Source organism: Arthrobacter sp. T572, from assembly GCF_056780115.1.
Genome location: NZ_JBRAZQ010000002.1, coordinates 2020248 through 2037499 on the forward strand (window position 1 = coordinate 2020248; position 17252 = coordinate 2037499).

16 protein-coding genes are annotated in these 17252 nt (G+C 61.2%); 6 read left to right on the forward strand and 10 right to left on the reverse strand.

What is annotated here, in order from left to right; genetic code table 11:
* Positions 1-37: 37 nt before the first annotated feature.
* The 4 genes from solA to ACUYMZ_RS10545 are packed head-to-tail and all read right to left on the reverse strand — an operon-like array spanning position 38 to position 3804.
* Positions 38-1174 carry an N-methyl-L-tryptophan oxidase gene (gene solA, locus ACUYMZ_RS10530; protein ID WP_481603198.1) on the reverse strand — a complete coding sequence of 379 codons (1137 nt, stop codon included), beginning with the start codon at positions 1172-1174 and terminating at the stop codon, positions 38-40.
* 2 nt (positions 1175-1176) lie between these two features.
* Positions 1177-1944: an amino acid ABC transporter ATP-binding protein gene (locus ACUYMZ_RS10535; protein ID WP_426007450.1), complete on the reverse strand. Its 768-nt coding sequence runs from the start codon at positions 1942-1944 to the stop codon at positions 1177-1179.
* The gene (locus ACUYMZ_RS10540; RefSeq protein ID WP_426007451.1) at positions 1941-2828 is read right to left on the reverse strand and encodes an amino acid ABC transporter permease; all 888 of its coding nucleotides are present in this window, start codon (positions 2826-2828) and stop codon (positions 1941-1943) included. Before ACUYMZ_RS10540 ends, ACUYMZ_RS10535 begins: the two co-directional genes overlap by 4 nt.
* A 55-nt stretch (positions 2829-2883) precedes the next feature.
* Positions 2884-3804, reverse strand: coding sequence for an ABC transporter substrate-binding protein (locus ACUYMZ_RS10545; protein WP_426007452.1), 921 nt, complete (start codon positions 3802-3804; stop codon positions 2884-2886).
* A gap of 363 nt (positions 3805-4167) precedes the next feature.
* Between ACUYMZ_RS10545 and ACUYMZ_RS10550 the strand changes: the two genes are divergently transcribed.
* From ACUYMZ_RS10550 to ACUYMZ_RS10575, 6 genes are read left to right on the forward strand one after another with little or no spacing between them, the layout of a single operon-like run.
* Positions 4168-4842 carry a haloacid dehalogenase type II gene (locus ACUYMZ_RS10550; RefSeq protein ID WP_426007453.1) on the forward strand — a complete coding sequence of 225 codons (675 nt, stop codon included), beginning with the start codon at positions 4168-4170 and terminating at the stop codon, positions 4840-4842.
* Positions 4843-4872: 30 nt separating this feature from the next.
* Positions 4873-6150: an NAD(P)/FAD-dependent oxidoreductase gene (locus ACUYMZ_RS10555; protein WP_481603204.1), complete on the forward strand. Its 1278-nt coding sequence runs from the start codon at positions 4873-4875 to the stop codon at positions 6148-6150.
* Between the two features lie 44 nt (positions 6151-6194).
* A complete protein-coding gene (locus ACUYMZ_RS10560) occupies positions 6195-7742 on the forward strand; it encodes an aldehyde dehydrogenase family protein (protein WP_426007455.1) in 1548 nt (515 codons plus the stop codon).
* Positions 7739-8863, forward strand: coding sequence for a tartrate dehydrogenase (locus ACUYMZ_RS10565; RefSeq protein ID WP_481603207.1), 1125 nt, complete (start codon positions 7739-7741; stop codon positions 8861-8863). Before ACUYMZ_RS10560 ends, ACUYMZ_RS10565 begins: the two co-directional genes overlap by 4 nt.
* Entirely contained in the window at positions 8860-9840 is a 981-nt protein-coding gene (locus tag ACUYMZ_RS10570) for a D-2-hydroxyacid dehydrogenase (RefSeq protein WP_481603209.1), read from the forward strand. Before ACUYMZ_RS10565 ends, ACUYMZ_RS10570 begins: the two co-directional genes overlap by 4 nt.
* 34 nt (positions 9841-9874) lie before the next feature.
* Positions 9875-11383: a CoA-acylating methylmalonate-semialdehyde dehydrogenase gene (locus ACUYMZ_RS10575; RefSeq protein ID WP_481603211.1), complete on the forward strand. Its 1509-nt coding sequence runs from the start codon at positions 9875-9877 to the stop codon at positions 11381-11383.
* A 295-nt stretch (positions 11384-11678) separates the two neighbouring features.
* Here the strand turns inward: ACUYMZ_RS10575 and ACUYMZ_RS10580 are convergent, their stop codons facing one another.
* The 6 genes from ACUYMZ_RS10580 to ACUYMZ_RS10605 all read right to left on the reverse strand — a co-directional run bounded on the left by ACUYMZ_RS10580 (position 11679) and on the right by ACUYMZ_RS10605 (position 17070).
* A complete protein-coding gene (locus ACUYMZ_RS10580) occupies positions 11679-12344 on the reverse strand; it encodes a GntR family transcriptional regulator (protein ID WP_426007459.1) in 666 nt (221 codons plus the stop codon).
* Positions 12345-12405: 61 nt separating this feature from the next.
* The gene (locus ACUYMZ_RS10585) at positions 12406-13812 is read right to left on the reverse strand and encodes an NAD(P)/FAD-dependent oxidoreductase (RefSeq protein WP_426007461.1); all 1407 of its coding nucleotides are present in this window, start codon (positions 13810-13812) and stop codon (positions 12406-12408) included.
* 29 nt (positions 13813-13841) lie between these two features.
* A complete protein-coding gene (locus tag ACUYMZ_RS10590; RefSeq protein ID WP_481603214.1) occupies positions 13842-14576 on the reverse strand; it encodes an SDR family NAD(P)-dependent oxidoreductase in 735 nt (244 codons plus the stop codon).
* Between the two features lie 61 nt (positions 14577-14637).
* Positions 14638-15741 (reverse strand): alanine racemase, encoded by a 1104-nt coding sequence (locus ACUYMZ_RS10595; RefSeq protein WP_481603216.1) that lies wholly within the window; start codon positions 15739-15741, stop codon positions 14638-14640.
* A 110-nt stretch (positions 15742-15851) separates the two neighbouring features.
* A complete protein-coding gene (locus ACUYMZ_RS10600; RefSeq protein ID WP_481603218.1) occupies positions 15852-16340 on the reverse strand; it encodes a RidA family protein in 489 nt (162 codons plus the stop codon).
* Positions 16341-16383: 43 nt separating this feature from the next.
* Positions 16384-17070, reverse strand: a complete 687-nt coding sequence (locus tag ACUYMZ_RS10605; protein WP_481603220.1) for a haloacid dehalogenase type II — start codon at positions 17068-17070, stop codon at positions 16384-16386.
* Positions 17071-17252 lie beyond the last annotated feature (182 nt).

Genomic DNA, 17252 nt, shown 5'->3' on the forward strand with positions numbered 1-17252 from the left:
CGATGCAGGTCACAGCCTATTGCTTGGCGGGGTTTGTTCAGCGGGGGTTGAAGCGCTGGGGCCGGAGGAACTCCAACCCGTTGAAGATCTGCTTGCCGAGTGCCTCGGTCGCAGCTATTTCGCCGTAGCCGGAGGCCATTTTGAATCCTGCCCCGGAGAAGCCTGTAGCGGCATAGACCCTGCCGGTGTCTCCCACGTATCCCAGAAGCGGATTCCGGTCACTGGTGAACAGTTCCGGGAAGGCATCCGAGCGAACGACTGTGGGTACCAGGCCGGGGAAGAACTCGGCCACGGTTTCCATGGTTTCGGCGATTTCTTCCTCGGACAGTTCGCGGTTTATGGCGGCGGGGTCCAGGGCCGGCCTGCCGCGCCCGTCAAGGGTGGCCTTGACGGTGGCCCCATCCACGGCCGGCGCCCCATACATGGAGCGGTCTTCATAGATGCGGCTGAAAACAGGGAAGCGTTCGGGCGCGAACTCCTTGGGCTCCCGGGCAACGAGCCAGGAAAGGAAGACCCGTCGTGGTTCGACGTGTTCCTTTGCGTACGCCGGCAGCAGCTGCCGGGACCAACCCCCCGAGGCGACAATAACCTGCTCAAATGTCCACGACTCTTCACCGGCGGTGATGGCGACGCCGTTCTCCGTTTCGGTGATGCTGTCAATTGCCGTATTGGTGCGGACCGTTGCGCCATTGGCCTGGGCCGCGGCAATGGCTGCGGTGACGGCCCGATCGGTTCGCAGGGCGCCGGAATTCGGGTCGAAGACCGCGACGTCGTCGGGCCGCAGGTTGTGCTGGGGGTAGCGTTCGGCCAATTCCCGGTGGGACAGCAGATGATGCTCTGCTCCCGTTATCCCGGTGGTTTCGAGGACGCTGGCGAGGTACCCCCCGTTGGCTGCTCCGATGGAGAGCCCTCCGCAGCGGATGAGGATGTCCTGGCCGGTTTCAGCCTCGAGTTCAGCCCAGAGTTCCTTGGAGCGCTGCATGATGGGGTAGTAGCCTGGATGCCCCTTGTAGATCATGCGGAACAGGCGCGTATCACCACCCACGGCGCTGCGTCCATGGGCGGGATGTTGCGCTTCGAATCCGGTAACGGAGTCCGTGAGGCGGGAGGCCTGCCAGAGGGCCATACTCCCGATGCTGCCGAGGCCGATGACGGCGAGTTTTCCATCTGTCATGGTTAGAGGACCTGCTTCAGGAAAGCTTGGGTGCGGGCTTCTTTGGGGTTGCTGAGGATCTCGCGGGCGTCGCCTCGTTCGACCACGATGCCGTCGTCCATGAAGATGAGGGAATCGGAGACTTCGCGGGCGAAGCCCATCTCGTGGGTGACCACCACCATGGTCATGCCCTTCTTGGCCAGATCCTGCATGACGCTGAGGACTTCCCCTACCTTTTCAGGGTCCAGCGCCGAGGTGGGTTCATCGAACAGGATGATGTCGGGGTCCATTGCAAGTGACCGTGCGATGGCGACGCGTTGCTGCTGGCCACCGGAAAGCTCTGCCGGGTAGCGGTCCCCGAACTGACCGAGTCCAACGCTGGTGAGCAGTTCCTGTGCGCGTTTGGCCGATTCCTTCTTGTCCGCCCGCTTGACCAGCACAGGCCCGGACATGACATTTTCAGCGGCGGTCATGTTGGGGAAGAGGTTGAACTGTTGGAAGACCATGCCTACTCGCGTGCGCTGCTGTGCCAGCTTCTTTGGTGGCAGTGCGTGGTAGGCGTGATCGGTTTCGTAGTACCCGAAGTCTTCACCATTGACCTTCAGGACGCCGGAATCGACAGTTTCAAGGCCGTTGATGCAGCGCAGGAGAGTGGACTTGCCCGAGCCCGAAGGGCCGATAATGCAGCAGATCTCACCGCTGGCGACCTCGAGGTCCACGTCTTTGAGAACCGTTTTGGGTCCGAATGACTTTCGGATGCGGCTGGCTTGGATGGTACCGGCGGTGCTCATCGTGCGATTCCTTCCGGTGCGGTCAAAGTGACTTTTTTGGATTTGCGGGGGATCCGGACGGAGGTGTGTGAGTACTTCTGTTCGAGCTTGGACTGCGGGTAGCTCAACACCAGGGTCATGACGAGGTACCAGAGGCTGGCCACAATCAGCAGCGGAATGGTCTCGTAGGTGCGGGCGTAGATCAGCTGGGCGCTCTGGAGCAGTTCGGCCACGCCCAGGACGGAGACCAGGGAGGTTTCCTTGAACATGCCGATCACCTGGTTGCCGGTGGCGGGGATGATGGAGGGCATTGCCTGGGGGATGATGACCTTGCGCATCTTCATGGCACCGCTCATCCCCAAGGAGTCTGCGGCTTCGATCTGTCCCTTGCCCACGGCGGAGAATCCGCCACGGATGATTTCTGCCATGTAGGCGGCTTCATTCAGGGTCAGACCCACCAGCGCTGCGGTGATCGGACCCATCAAGGCGTTCGTATCAATGGCGGTGCCGATGTCGGTAAAGGGGATACCGATTGACAGATTCGGGTAAAGGGCAGAGATGTTGAACCAGAAGATGAGCTGCACCAGCACAGGCGTTCCACGGAACAGTGTGATGTAGGCGCCCGCGGCGATGGCGATGGGTTTGATGCTTGATGCCCTCATGATGGCAAGGAGCAGTCCCAGCAGGGTACCGAGGGCCATGCTGGCCACCGTAAGGAAGATCGTAAGCATCAGTCCGCGCAGGATGGATTCCGCCGTGAAATACTTCGCTACCGTTCCCCATTTGAAGTTCGGGTTGGTGGCTACGGAGTAGAGCATGCCGGCGCCCACGAGGATCGAAACTGCCCAGGCCACGTACTCGAACGTGCTGCGCCGCTTCAGTCGCGGTTTCAGGGCGGAATCCATTCCGTTCATTGTCTGTTTGCTTCGGTCAAGGGTTGCTTGCTTCATGATGAACCTGCTAGTTCAGTTTGGCGTCGGTGATGGCGCCTGATTCCAGGCCCCAGTTTGCAAGAGCTTCCTTGTATTCCTGGGTTTCAAGGACGGACTGGATCGCTGCCTGAAGGGCGGGCGTCAGTGGGGAATCCTTTTTCAGGCCTACGGCGGTGAGGTCGCTGGAGCCCACGTTGACTCGACCAATCATGGTGAAGGCGTCCGGTTGCTGCTTGGCTGCCCAGCCGAGGGCGGTTGTGTCGTAGAGAATGCCGTCGATGCGCTTGGAGTGCAGCTGTGTGAGCGCTTCCTGGACGTTGGGAAGCGTCACGGCGTTGATTGCCGGCTGACCCTTGGAAGTGCAGGTCTGCTCGCTCAGTGCCGGAAGGCGCTTGAGCTGTCCGGTGGAGCCCTGCGTCACTGCAACGTTCTTTCCGCATAGCGTCTCAACGGTGAGGTTGAGCGGGTTCCCCGAAGCTGCCACAACGGACGTGCCGGCCTTGAAGTAGTCGATCATGTCCAGGACCTTCAGTCGTTCTTCCGTCTTGGACATCGTGGTGGCGGTGAAGTCGAAACGTCCGCCGTCCAGGCCGGGAACAATCGTGTCGAACTTCGTGTCCACGAACTTCAGTTTCAAGTCCAGCTTCTTGGCGATGAGCCTGGCGATGTCCGGGTTCAAGCCGATCGGCGTGCTGTTGTCCTCGGCCAGGAACGTCGTGGGTGGGTAGTGAAGGTCCATGGCGACCGTCAGCTCACCCTTGTCCCTGTATGACTGCGGCAACAATGCCACCGCGGCTTGGTCAGGCTGGACACCCTCGGAGATGTCACTGGTGTTGTTGGTCTGGCTGGTGTCCGCCGAGTCGCTGCTCGCGGCACCTCCGCATGCGCTCAAAGCAAGCAGCAGGGCAATGCCTGCAGCCGTAGTCTGCGCTTTGAATATGGTCTTCATGATGCTTCCCTTCGAGGGTTTCAGCTGGGGGAGGATTTGACAGTCACCAGGAGGATTATGTGGTCCCGTCGATGTTCGGCGGAGCGTGAATGTGATGCGGATCTCTCCTGCGTCTAAGAGCAATGCAACCTCCAAAACGGTAGATTGTCAACAATTCACACTGAGATTTTCTTCGATTCTCCCAAAGGGATACCTATCCGCGGGGATCACCTAAAACTGTTGACAATTTACAATTCGGGCTCCTACAGTCGAGATATCCGGCAGCAACCCCGTGGCCGCTCCAGCCCGGTCTGGTTCGCTCCCGTTGAACATGTCCATATCCAGGGCAGACCCGCCCCGCCTCCCGAATGAACGGAAATTCCCATGGCAGAGACCAACTTCCGCCCGAAGTACATCTCCTTCGATGTCTACGGCACGCTCATCAACTTCGACATCGATCCAACTACACGTCGACTGCTGGATGGTCGCATTTCCGAGGAGCAGTGGCCGGAGTTCAAGAGGCAGTTCCGTGGCTACCGGTTTGACGAGGTCCTTGGTGACTACAAGCCGTACGAGCAGATCCTGCAGGACTCCTTCGACAGGGTGTGCAAGCGTTGGGGAATCGGACCCACTGAAGGTGCAGGGGCGGCGTTTGCAGATGCCGTGCGCGGTTGGGTTGCTCACGATGACGTGCCGGCACCGCTGAAGCTGATGGGCGACAACTACAAGCTGGTGGCTCTCTCCAACGCGGATGACAGCTTCCTGGACATCAGCATCCCCAAGCTCGGCGCCGAATTCCACGCAGTGCTGACCGCGGAGCAGGCACAGGCCTACAAGCCGCGCTACCAGGCCTTCGAGTACATGCTGGACACCTTGAACGCCAAGCCTGAGGACTTCCTCCACATTTCTTCGCACACCCGGTATGACGTGCATCCGATGCACGACCTGGGCTTCCGGAACCTTGTGTTGCTCGACCGTGGCTATGACCCTGTCACTACGGGCTACGACATGTTCAGCGTGAAGTCCCTCGACGAGATCAACAAGCACCTCGGTCTCTGACCCTGATTCCCTGAGGCGAAAGGCCATCCCGTGAAACTCATCCCTTACTGGCTGGACACAGCCGAGCCTTCCGGTGACTACCGCAGCACGCCCGTGCCGGATAACGTCGACGTCGCGGTTATCGGTGCCGGCTTTACAGGCTTGTCCGCTGCGCTTGAGTTCGCCCGGCAGGGCGCGAGCGTCGCGGTCTTCGAACGCCACACCGTGGGCTGGGGGGCATCCGGCCGCAACGGCGGAATGGCCACGACCGGGCTCGCCATCGGTTTCAGCTCCGCGGTCAAGCGGTACGGCGAGGCCCGTGCCGTGGAGTACTTCCGCGAGTACAACGACGCGATCGACAGCATCGAGAAGCTGGTCCATGACTACGCGATCGATTGCGACTTCAACCGCTTCGGCAAGCTCTCTCTGGCCTACCACGAGTCGCACAACGACGGCTTCAAGAAGTCCCAGGAGTTGCTGGCCAAGCTCGTGGACCACCATGTCACGCTGATTCCGAAGTCGGATATCCACAGCGAGATCGGAACCGACTTCTACCAGGGCGCCATGATGGACCCCCTGGGAGCCGGACTCCACGTGGGCAAGTTCGCCCACGGCCTGGCCGGCGCGGCAGCCAACGCCGGCGCGCAGATCTGCGAGAACGCGGGCGTGACCGAACTCAAGCGGGTCAACGGCACGGTCCATGACGTGCATACGACGCGCGGCATCGCACGGGCGAAGCAGGTCCTCGTTGCTACCAGCGGTTACACGGGCAACGTCACCCCGTGGCTGCAGCGCCGGGTGATTCCTGTTGGCAGCTTCATCATCTGTACCGAACCGCTGCCCGAAGACGTGGTCAACCGGATCCTGCCGAACCGCCGGATGGCTTCCGACAGCAAGATGCTGACCTACTACTTCCGGATCACCCCGGACAACAGGCTTCTTTTCGGGGGCCGTGCCAGGTTCGCGCTTTCCAGCCCGGACTCGGATGTCAAGAGTGCCACAATTCTCCGCAAGGCCATGCTCGAACTCTTCCCGTACCTGTCCAACGCAAAGGTGGATTACATCTGGGGCGGCCTGGTGGACCTTTCCATGGACCAGATGGTCCACGCCGGGGAGCACGATGGACTGTTCTACTCGCTCAACTACAGCGGGCACGGTGTCCAAATGGCGGCCCACATGGGCAAGCGCATGGCGCATTACATGGGAGGGGACAAATCCGCGAACGTCTGGGGCGACCTGAAGAACCCCCCGGTGCCGGGCCACTTCGGCCCGCCGTGGTTCCTGCCCTTCATCGGCGCGGCAGCCAAGATCATCGACCGCGTGAAGTAACCCCCTTCAGGCAACACAGCAAGTATCAACCAGTAAGGCTTCGGATGACGACAAAGACAACCGTGGGTGGGCTGCGGCCAAAATCCGCAGGAGAGACCGCCTATCAGCGGACACAGGTCGCAGACCTGCAGGGAGGCGCCTTCCATGAAGGAACCTGGCAAACGACGGACATGACCGTCGAAGTCCGGGACCCTGAAGACGGGCTCCTGCTGGGAACCGTATGTTCGTCCACCCCGGAGGACGTGCGGCGTGCCGTTGCCCACATCCACCGGCACTTACTGGAGGTTGATTGGCCCCTGCGCCAGCGACGTGAGTCTTTGGAAAAGGCGGCTGAATTGCTTCGCGGACAGGCGGTGCGCTTCGCCACCATCATTGCTGCAGAAAGCAGCAAGACCATCAACGAAGCCGAACGCGAGGTCCTCCGTTGCATCGAGACGCTCCGGCTTTCCGCTGCTGCATCCGTAGAGCTCCAGGGCGAGACCCTGGCTTTCGAAGACAGCTTGGCAGGCACGGGAAAGCTTGGTTGGTACAACCGCAAGCCTGTGGGAATCGTTGCAGCCATCACGCCGTTCAACGATCCGCTGAACCTGGTGGCGCATAAGCTGGGGCCGGCGCTCATCGGAGGCAACGGCGTCGTGCTTAAACCTTCCGGACGGACGCCCCTGACAGGGCTGGCCTTCATTCAGTTGTTATTGGACGCTGGAGTACCCGCCGGGCGGGTGGCTGCAATCGTTTCGGGCCCGGGCGTTTCCGAGGCCCTTGTGACTGACCCCCAGGTGGACTTGATCTCTTTCACCGGGGGGCCAAAAACGGCGGACAGGATTGCTTCATCCGCCGGCGCCAAGAAAATCCTCTCGGAACTTGGCGGCAACAATGCCACGATCGTCTGCGCGGATGCGAACGCAGGAGAAGCTGCGCAGGCGATCGTGGCGGGGGCTTTCGGCGTGGCTGGCCAGAACTGCCTGTCCGTCCAGCGGGTGTACGTGCACATTTCGCTCTTCGACCGGGTCCTTGATGACGTTGTGCGCGGAACCAAAGCGCTGCGGTCCGGCCCGAAGCTGGAACGTACAACAGATATCGGACCCCTCATCAGCGAAGCAGAAGCGCGGCGCGTCGAGGATTGGGTGGAGGAGGCGAAGGCCGCTGGTGCCACCGTCCACGTCGGCGGACGCCGGCATGGTGCGCACTATGCGCCAACTGTCCTCACGGACGTACCGTCCGCGTGCCGTGTGATCCGGGAAGAAGTCTTCGGCCCGGTGGTCAGCGTTCTCCCATTCATCGAGGTCCAGGATGCTGTTCGTGCGGCCAACGACACCGAGTTCGGGCTTCAAGCCGGGGTTTTCACAGAATCGTTCAGCGAAGCCCTGGCGATAGCGGAAAAGCTCCACGTGGGATCAGTGGTTATTAACGAGACCAGTGATGTGCGGATCGACTCGATGCCCTTCGGCGGCTTCAAGCGCAGCGGCGTAGGAAGGGAAGGCGTCAAGCATACGGTTCGTGAAATGACCGAACCAAAGAACACCATCATCCAATTGCCTGAATCATCGTCAGGCTGGCAGCAGTTCGCTGCAACCACGATCGGAGCAGTATGACCACCCACAAAATTGCCGTTATTGCCGGTGACGGGATTGGCAAGGAAGTTGTTCCCGCCGCGCTGGAGTGCCTGGAACGAATCGCCCGGCTTCATTCCCTGGACCTGCAATTCACGCACTTCGACTGGGGTTCGGACTACTACCTGCGCCACGGCCGGATGATGCCTGAGGATGGCCTTGAGCAGCTTGCACAACATGAGGCCATTTTCCTGGGCGCAGTCGGCTCACCGCAGGTCTCCGACGCGGAATCGCTGTGGGGGCTGTTGATCCCCATACGCCGTGAATTCCAGCAGTACATCAACGTGCGTCCGGTGAAAACGCTCGACGGCGTGAAGTCGCCGCTGGCGTCGAAGGAACCGATCGATATCCTCATTGTGCGTGAGAACAATGAGGGGGAGTACTCGGAAATCGGCGGACGCATCTACCGCGGGCAGCCGCACGAAAGCGCCGTACAGGAGACGATTTTCACCCGCCTGGGAGTCTCCCGGGCAGCACACTACGCGGCATCCCAGGCTTCCGCACGGGGCCGACGACTGACTTCCGCCACCAAGAGCAACGGCATCATCCACACCATGCCGTTCTGGGACGAGATTGTTGAAGAGACGGCACGGCTCTTTCCGGAAGTTACCCTTACCAGCGAACTGGTGGACGCATTGGCCGCCCACTTGGTGTTGAAGCCGTGGACCTACGACGTAATCGTGGCATCCAACCTCCTCGGGGACATCCTGTCGGACCTGGGCAGCGCCGTGACAGGGTCCATAGGCGTAGCTCCGAGCGCCAACCTCAATCCGGAAGGCGACTTCCCTTCGCTCTTTGAGCCGGTTCATGGTTCAGCGCCGGACATTGCGGGCATGGGACTTGCGAATCCTGTCGGCCAGATGTGGTCCGGAACGATGATGCTGGAACACCTCGGCCACCCGGAAGCAGGCAGGCACCTGCAGGCGGCGTTCGAGTCGGTCCTCCGTGAAGGGCTGGGAACCCGGGATGTTGGTGGCACCTCTTCCACCTCCGAGTTCACGGCTGCGGTCCTGGCAGCCATCGACGTCATTGATGCCGTTCCGTCCTTCGACCCTGCAATCGCCAGCGCGCCCGCGGCAGTACCGGCGTCGTCATCATCATGAGCAGGGATCCGGCACCCAAGCGACCAGTTGTTGCTGTTCTGTACCGGGAAGCAATGCCACCCCGCCTGGATGAAGTCCGCGAGCTGGCTGACGTGCGCCCCACCACCGCTGAGAGACTGGCCGAAGCGATGGTTGGGGCGGATGTCCTTTACCAGTGGCATTCGTTCTCGCCGGCGCTGCGGGAGAACTGGCACGCAGCGTCCTCGCTTAAGTGGGTCCATGTATCCGCTGCCGGGGTGAGCCAACTGATGTTCGACGAACTGGTGACCAGCGACGTCGTCTATACAAACTCCCGGGGCGTCCTCAGCCGGGCCATCGCTGAGTTTGCACTGGGTTTCGTCCTGGATCTGGCCAAGGACTCCCACGGGTCCTACCGGCTCCAGCAGGGGGAGCGGTGGCGGCACCGGACGTCCAGGAAAATCGAGGGCCAGTCCGTGCTCGTTGTAGGAACGGGGTCCATCGGACGGGAGATCGGTAGACTCTTGCGTGCTGTTGGCATGGAAGTCAGCGGCGCAGCCCGTACCAACCGCGCTGGAGACGATGCCTTCGACGTCGTCTTTTCCTCTGCTGACCTGGCTGATGTGGTCCCCGCATTCGATTACGTGGTTCTTTCCGCGCCGCTGACTATGGCTACCAAACACTTGATTTCTGCCGAGGTGCTGTCGGCCATGAAACCAAGTGCGCACCTGATTAACGTAGGGCGCGGAGAGTTGGTGGACACAGATGCCCTGGTCCGTGCCCTGGCCGCCGGAGACATTGCCGGTGCCGCCCTGGACGTCGTCCACCCGGAACCGCTTCCCGGCGGGCACCCGCTCTGGAGTTTTGAGAACGTCATCATCACGCCACACATGAGCGGTGACACGGAGAACTACCTGGACGACCTGGGAAAGCTCTTCGTTGAGAACCTCAAGCGGTTCAGCCTCGGTAAGCCGCTACTTAACCAAGTGGACAAGGAACTCGGCTTTGTGCCGGCCTGACGCCCACCCTGCCTGCCATCACGAAAGACTGTCGATGTCGACGACCACTTTGACCACTATCAACCATTTCATCAACGGTGCCGAGTCCTCCGGTGAGGGTGACCGGACCCAGCCGGTCTATAACCCTGCGACCGGGCAGGTCACCGCGCAGCTGCGCCTGGCGAACGAGGCCGACCTGAACACGGTTGTTGCCGCTGCCCGCAAAGCCGCTGATTCCTGGGGCGACATTTCCCTGGCCAAGCGCACCGCGGTGTTGTTCAAGTTCCGTGAACTGGTCGCAGCGCACGTGGACGAACTCGCTGAGCTGATCACGGCCGAGCACGGCAAGGTCCTCTCCGATGCCAAGGGCGAGATCGGCCGCGGCCTGGAAGTGATCGAATTCGCCTGCGGTATTCCTTCCTTGTTGAAGGGTGATTACTCGGACCAGGTTTCCACCGGCATCGACGTGTTCTCCTTCCGCGAACCGCTCGGTGTGGTGGCCGGTATTACCCCGTTCAACTTCCCCGTGATGGTGCCGTTGTGGATGGCCCCGATGGCGATCGCCACCGGTAACGCGTTCATCCTCAAGCCCTCCGAGCGGGACCCGTCCCCGTCGCTGCTGCTGGCCAAGCTCTGGCAGGAAGCCGGCCTGCCCGATGGTGTCTTCCAGGTCCTGCACGGCGGCAAGGAAACCGTCGACGGCCTCCTGACCCACCCGGACGTGGACGGCATCAGCTTTGTCGGGTCCACCCCGATCGCCCAGTACGTCCACGAAACCGCCACCAAGCACGGCAAAAGGGTCCAGGCCCTGGGTGGGGCGAAGAACCACGCGATCGTGCTCCCGGACGCTGACCTGGACAACGCCGCGGACCACCTCGCCGCCGCCGCTTTCGGCTCGGCAGGGGAGCGGTGCATGGCAATCTCCGTCGCCGTCGCCGTCGGGGACGCTGCCGATCTGTTGGTGAAGAAGGTTCAAGAGCGTGCCCTGGCCGTGAAGGTCAACAACGGCACCGAACCCGGCGCCGAAATGGGCCCGGTCATCACCCCGGCCTCCAAGGAACGCATCGTGAAGATCGTTACCGAAGCCGAAGCCACTGGTGCTGCCATGGTGGTGGACGGCCGCGACCTGGTGGTCCCGGGCCACGAAGAAGGCTTCTGGGTCGGCCCCACCGTGATCGACCACGTCAAAACCGAAATGACCGCCTACACCGAGGAGATCTTCGGCCCCGTCCTGGTGGTGGTCCGCGTAGACACCCTGGAAGAGGGCATCGCGCTGATCAACTCCAACCCCTACGGCAACGGCACCGCGATCTTCACCTCCTCCGGCGCCGCGGCACGGAAGTTCCAGCGCTCAGTCACCGTGGGCATGATCGGCATCAACGTGCCCCTGCCCGTCCCGGTGGCCTACCACTCCTTCGGCGGTTGGAAAGCCTCCCTCTTCGGCGACAAACACATCTACGGCCCCGAAGGCGTCTCCTTCTACACCCGCGGCAAAGTCATCACCTCCCGCTGGCCCGAAACCCACCACGCCTCCGGCGCCTCCTACAACTTCCCCTCCAACTAAGGCTGGCGTGACGTGCGTGCCTTCACGACCGTGATGGTATTTCTTGCCATGACAGGTATCGCTACTTGCGTCTTCGCGAACGGTGCGTTCAACCTGGTGGGCGGGCTGTTGCTCCTGACGGTCGGCGGGGGAGGGCTGTCAGCGGCTTGGACCACGCATGCTGGCGAAAAGCCGGCATGGAAGGCGCCACGACGACCCTCTGATTGAGAGGAAACCGCATGCCTTCACATGCCAAGGCACACGTTCAATCCGAGCCGCTTAGCTGATACGCATGGAGGGCCCGGGCCGCAGCCACTCAGCTGCGGTCCGTATTTTCTTCGCCTTGGAGTGCGTTATGGAACTGTTTCTCCATCTCCCGGCGAAAGGCTGCCACGTCTCCTTCGAGGGCATGCTCAGCGAGCCTTTCGTGCTCAACGGCGAGTTCATGGAGGTCGTTGTAAGTTGGATGGTCGGCTGCGAAATAGAGCCGCAGCTTGTTCTCCCAGCCGTTCCACAGGGCTTGCAATGTCTTGTTCCCTGAGAACTCATAAAACAGCCTGTGGAAACGGAGGTGGGCGTCAATGCTCGCAGGAATATCGTTGGTATCGGTGGCGCGATAAAGCTCCTCGATAGTCTGCTTTAGCCTCAGTCGCCCAGGCCCGCGTAGTTCTGTGGCGGAGAGTTCGGCGGCGTAAGGCTCCACGAGCATTCGAATCGACGCGATTTCGGCGATGTCACGGGCGCTCACCTCCACAACGAACGATCCCTTGAACGGAACCTTCACCACCAGCCCCTCCTCTTCAAGGCGTGTCAATGCCTCACGGAGCGGAGAGCGGCTGATACCCAGGTCGGCGGCGATGTGGGTCTCACGCAACTGTTCCCCCGGAGGCACCGTCCCGTCCAGGATGGCAGTGCGCAGGACACGGTAGACGCCGTCAGGCGTGGTGGTGCGCTGTTCGTGCCACGCGAATTTGTTGTCCATCAGGCCACCTCTCTGTCGATTGTCGATTATATCGTCCAACGTTCCTCATACCTGGGCGCGGTTATTCGTGGAGGCCCGCCAGCCTGCTGCCGAACTTTGCCAGGAGCGACGTTGTGGTTGAACCCCGATGTTCTTCCCACTTGTCGGCAAAACCGAAGAGGCTGTACATACCGTGAACTCCCAACCAGCGAATGGGCTCGGGCTCCCATTTGGGTGCGCGATATCCCACCCAGGGAAGTGATGTTCGCTCCGTTTTCTGTTCGAATGCCAGCTCCACCAGTGTCCTGCCGCCGAGGTATGCCGCGGTGACGCCGTGCCCGGCGTAACCGGTTGACGAACCGATCCCTGATGCTTGGTCCCATTGAACGCCCCCGTTCCAGTCACGGGTTACGCCGAGAACCCCGGACCACGCGTGGTCGACTTGGAAGTCGATGCCGGGGAAGAAGGTACGAAGCTTGGTGGACAGCAGGTCAACGGTGGACCCGGCCGTTGAACCTGCACCGCCCGTCCCGGAGTTATACCGGTAGGGTTTGCCTCGGCCTCCGATGGCAATGCGGCCATCGGCTGTTCTCTGGGAGTAGATGAACGTGTGCGCGGAGTCGCTGAGGCACTGCGGTCCATTCCAGCCGATGTGTCGCCATGCTTCGTCCGGGAGGGGCTTGGTCACAATCATTGAGGAGTTGATGGGTATCAGGCTCCTGCTGCCGAGGAGTGGTCCGGAGTATCCTTCAGTGCAGATAAAGGTCTTTTCAGCGGTCACCCGTCCGTTGTCCAGTGTCAGTGTATTTCCGTTGATGCTGCCGACCCGGCTGCCCTCGAAGATCCTGACCCCCATGGACGTGAGGGTTTCTGCTAATCCGTGGACCAGCTTTGCCGGGTTAAGCCGGGCACAGTGCTTGTAGACGAGGCCCCCGTAGACAGTGGAGATGTTGATTTGTTCCTGGAACTCTTCACGGTCGATCAGGTAGACATCGTCGTCGGTCAGTCCGTATTTCCAGTCGGCGTCCCGTCTGGCCACGAGCCTGCCAAGCCCGGCTTTCGTGTGGGCAGCAACCAGCGCGCCGCTCTTGCGTTGATCGGCGTCGATGCCTTCCGCCCGCAGGATCTCCAGGACGGCGTCGACGCCGGCAACGAACTCCCGTTGCAATGCCCGGCTCGCCTCGATACCGCCCTTTGACGCGCGGGCAAACCGGGCCCTGTTTCCTGCGGGCATCGCTGACAGCCACCCGCCGTTCCGGCCGGAGGCTCCATATCCGATTTGCTCTGCTTCGAAAACCGCAACCGATAGGGAGGGGTCGAGCTTCTTGGCGAAGTATGCCGCCCACAACCCCGTGTAACCGGCACCCACGATTGCCAGATCAACAGACTGTTCCCCAGCAAACCGGGGGTAGGGGCGCCTGTTCTTTTCGAGTCCGGCCATCCAGAAGCCGAGGTCCCCATTGCGGGGTTTTGCCGCGACGGTTGTCATTTTTGGTCCTTGTTGTGTGGGGAAGATCATTAGAACGCGGTATATCCGCCATCGACGGGCAACGTGGCACCGGTAACGTAGGAGGATTCCGAAGAGGCGAGGAAGAGGACCGCATCGGCCACTTCCTTGGGAGCAGCCAGACGTTGGAGGGGAATCTGCCCTTCACGGTGGCGTCGATAGGCCTCGGGATCCTCCCTTCGCTGGAATGACGCTTCGATGACGGGAGTAGCCGTGAGGCCGGGGGCGACGACGTTCACCCGGATGTTTCGCTCAGCCCACTCGATGGCTGCGCCCTTTGCGAGCATGATCAGGCCGCCCTTGGCTGCGGAGTACAGAACTTCGTCCGGCTTGCCCACCATCCCGAGCCGCGAACTGACCAGGACAAATGATCCTCCGGTGGCCGGCATCAACGGCGCAAAGTGCTTCATCACCAGGAATGAACTCAACAGGTTGCTGTGCAGCACATTCCTGGCGTCTTCGTAGGACATCCCTGTCAGGGGTCCGCTGACCTGCAGGCCGTGGTTCAGTACGACGACGTCGACGGTGCCGTACGTTTCAGCAGCCTCGCGGGCGAGACATTTGACGAAGTCTTCGTCGTTAAGGTCTCCCGGGACATACAGGTCGTCTGGTTGTGCGCTGTCAATCCGGGCCTTGCGGCCGGTCAATATGAGGCGGGCTCCTTCGCGACGGAAGTGTGAGCATACCGCTTGCCCGATTCCGCTGTTGGCGCCGGTGACCAGGGCCGTAACTTTGCTTAGTCTCATGTCTGATTCTCCTGGTTGGGAATTTGTGGGCAGGCCGTCGAGTCGTTCCTGTCCGCCGTGCCTAGTTGAGGAAGCCGCGGGCGTCGACGGCCCAGCGTTCGCAGGTGGAACCCGTACTGTCGGTGATGATGTATTCCTCGAAGTTGACCACAACGGGGCAAACGTGGTTAGGGATGACCGGCAGCACTGTGCCTATCGGGGGTTGGAAACCCGAGGGCAACGGCAGGAAGCCGTGATATTCGTTGAGTTTGGACAGGATTGCCTGAGTGCCGGGCACTGCACCGAAGCCGATTTCTGCGTTGCCTTCCCGGCTCAATGCCTTGGTGCCCACATCGAGGATGACTTGATCGGGAACCCAATCACTGACGACCGTGCCGGCAACGAACAGTGCTATTTGGTCCTCGGCGCAGGCGCCAAGCCTGGTGTTGTTCAAATCGTTGAAAACGTACTCACCGGGCCGGATTTCGGTAATGATGCTGCTAGTGGCATATTCGATGGTGGGTGTGGAGCCTGCGCTGACCACAGTGGCAGTGATGCCTACGGCTCTGAAGCTGCGCACGGCGGCGGTCAGCGCTGCTTCCTGGTCCATTGCGGCGCGCTTGCGGGCGTCAGGGCCGGAGCTTCCATGGCCGGGGTAGGTGAAGACGCCCACTGGTACCAAGCCTCTCTCGCGGGCGGCGACGGCGAGGTCGCCGGCGGACTCCGGGGGCGCACCGGAACGTTGGGCACCGCAATCAACCTCAACCACGACCTCCAGCCGTCCGGCATCAGAACCCATAGCCTCAGCGATGGCATTGATTGCCGAAAAGTTGTCGACCCCGACCCGTAGCCGCGTAGTGACGGCAAGCTTCCGGAGCCGTGCTCCCTTGGTCCCTGAAGGCCAGATCGGGTAGGCAATGAAGATGTCTTCAAACCCTGCCGCTGCGAAGACTTCTGCCTCGCCCACATTGCCGGCGGTAATGCCAACGGCGCCTGCCTTGACCTGGCGCCGGCCGATCTCGACGCACTTATGTGTCTTGACGTGCGGACGCACTTCGAGGTTGCGCTTGTTGGCGAAAGCCTGCATGCGGTCAATATTGTCCTGCATCACGTCGACCAAAATGATGGGCGCGGGGGTGTCAATGCTGGCAGCCAGTGCGGCCAGTGCCCGTTGAAGCCGGTTCACGCTTACTCCTCATGATTCTTTTGGTGAAGGTTCGAAGCCGATCGTTCTGTGGTCTTCGAAATGATGTTGTTCGGGGCCCGCGACGGCGGGTCCCGAACAACCGGTCCCGCCTAAGAGGCGGCGGTGCAGACCATCTGGATCTCAACAGGAGTATTCAGTGGCAGGCCGGCGACTCCGATGGCGGTGCGGGAGTGGCGTCCCTTTTCGCCGAGAACCTCGATGAGCAATTCACTCGCCCCTTCGGCAACCTTGGACTGCAAACCAAAGTCCGGCGGACTGGCTACGAACACCAGCATCTGCACCACGCGGACCCTGTCAAGGTCGCCGACGGCCTGGACAGCAGCGGCGAGGCAATTCAACGCGGCGTGACGGGCCAGCTCCTTGGCTGTCTCCAGGTCAACATCCCGGCCGACGACGCCTTGGCACAGCAGCTCACCATCCCGAAATGGCAGCTGACCCGAAATGTGAATGCTTTCCCCCACCTGGTTGTGGTCTACGTAGTAGGCATTGGCAGCCAGCACTGGGAGCTCCAATCCCAGGTCCGCCAACCTTTCCGAAGCAGTCCCGCCCCGGACTGTTTGAGGCAATGGAAGGCTCATGATCCCGCCGCCCTGCCGTAAGTCACCTGTTCGCTTCCGTCGCTCAGGAAACGGAACGTGGTAGACCAAAGAGGGCGGGAAGGTCGGCGATATCGGTGATCCGCTCATAGCCGAGCCAGTGCTCGTCGTGCTCGAAGCCACGGTCGACGTACACCTTCTTCCCGATGCCCAAGATTGCTGCCGATCGGTGGTCGTACATGGGGCTGGCCGAGACATGCACGATCTCATCGGGGGTGACGCCAAGCTTGTCGAACATGTACTCGAAGGCACCGAGCCGCGGTTTGTACATGCCCATTTGCTCGGCGGTAATGATGACCTCGAACGGGGCCTCGAGGTTGGCGGCGAGGCGCTCGGTCACCGCCGTGTCGCTGTTGGTGATGATGACCAGGGGCACGGCTTCTGCCAAGCGGTTCAGCGCGTCGGTGACGCCGGGGTAAGGACCCCACGTGGGAATCCGGTCGTAGACCTCGTGGGCGTCCTCGACGCGGAACTCAATGCCCACCTTGCGTGATGCGCGCGCCATGGAGTCGGCGACTATCTGGTGGAATGGCTTGTACTCGCCGGTGCACTCATCGATCCGGTACGCCTTGCAAAGCCGCAAGTACTCGTCCGCTGCCTCTGCGGGCAGTCGATCGCCCAAGACGTCGCGCGTAGCATCGTTGATCGCAAATTTTATGAGCGTTCCGTTCATGTCGAACGTAACGAATTTTGGCTTGTTTTCGAATACCACAATTCCTCCAATTGCAGAGCTAGTCGATTGTCGACGAGAATTTTCTCGTGGGCTAGGATTTCTGTTCACCGCGCCCCGTCGATTGTCGACAATACGCGCCTAGTCGTAGATTGTCAACGATTCTTCGACATCTTGCGGCGGCGTTCGCTCTTCCACGTCGGGTTGCTATCCTGGAACCTGCA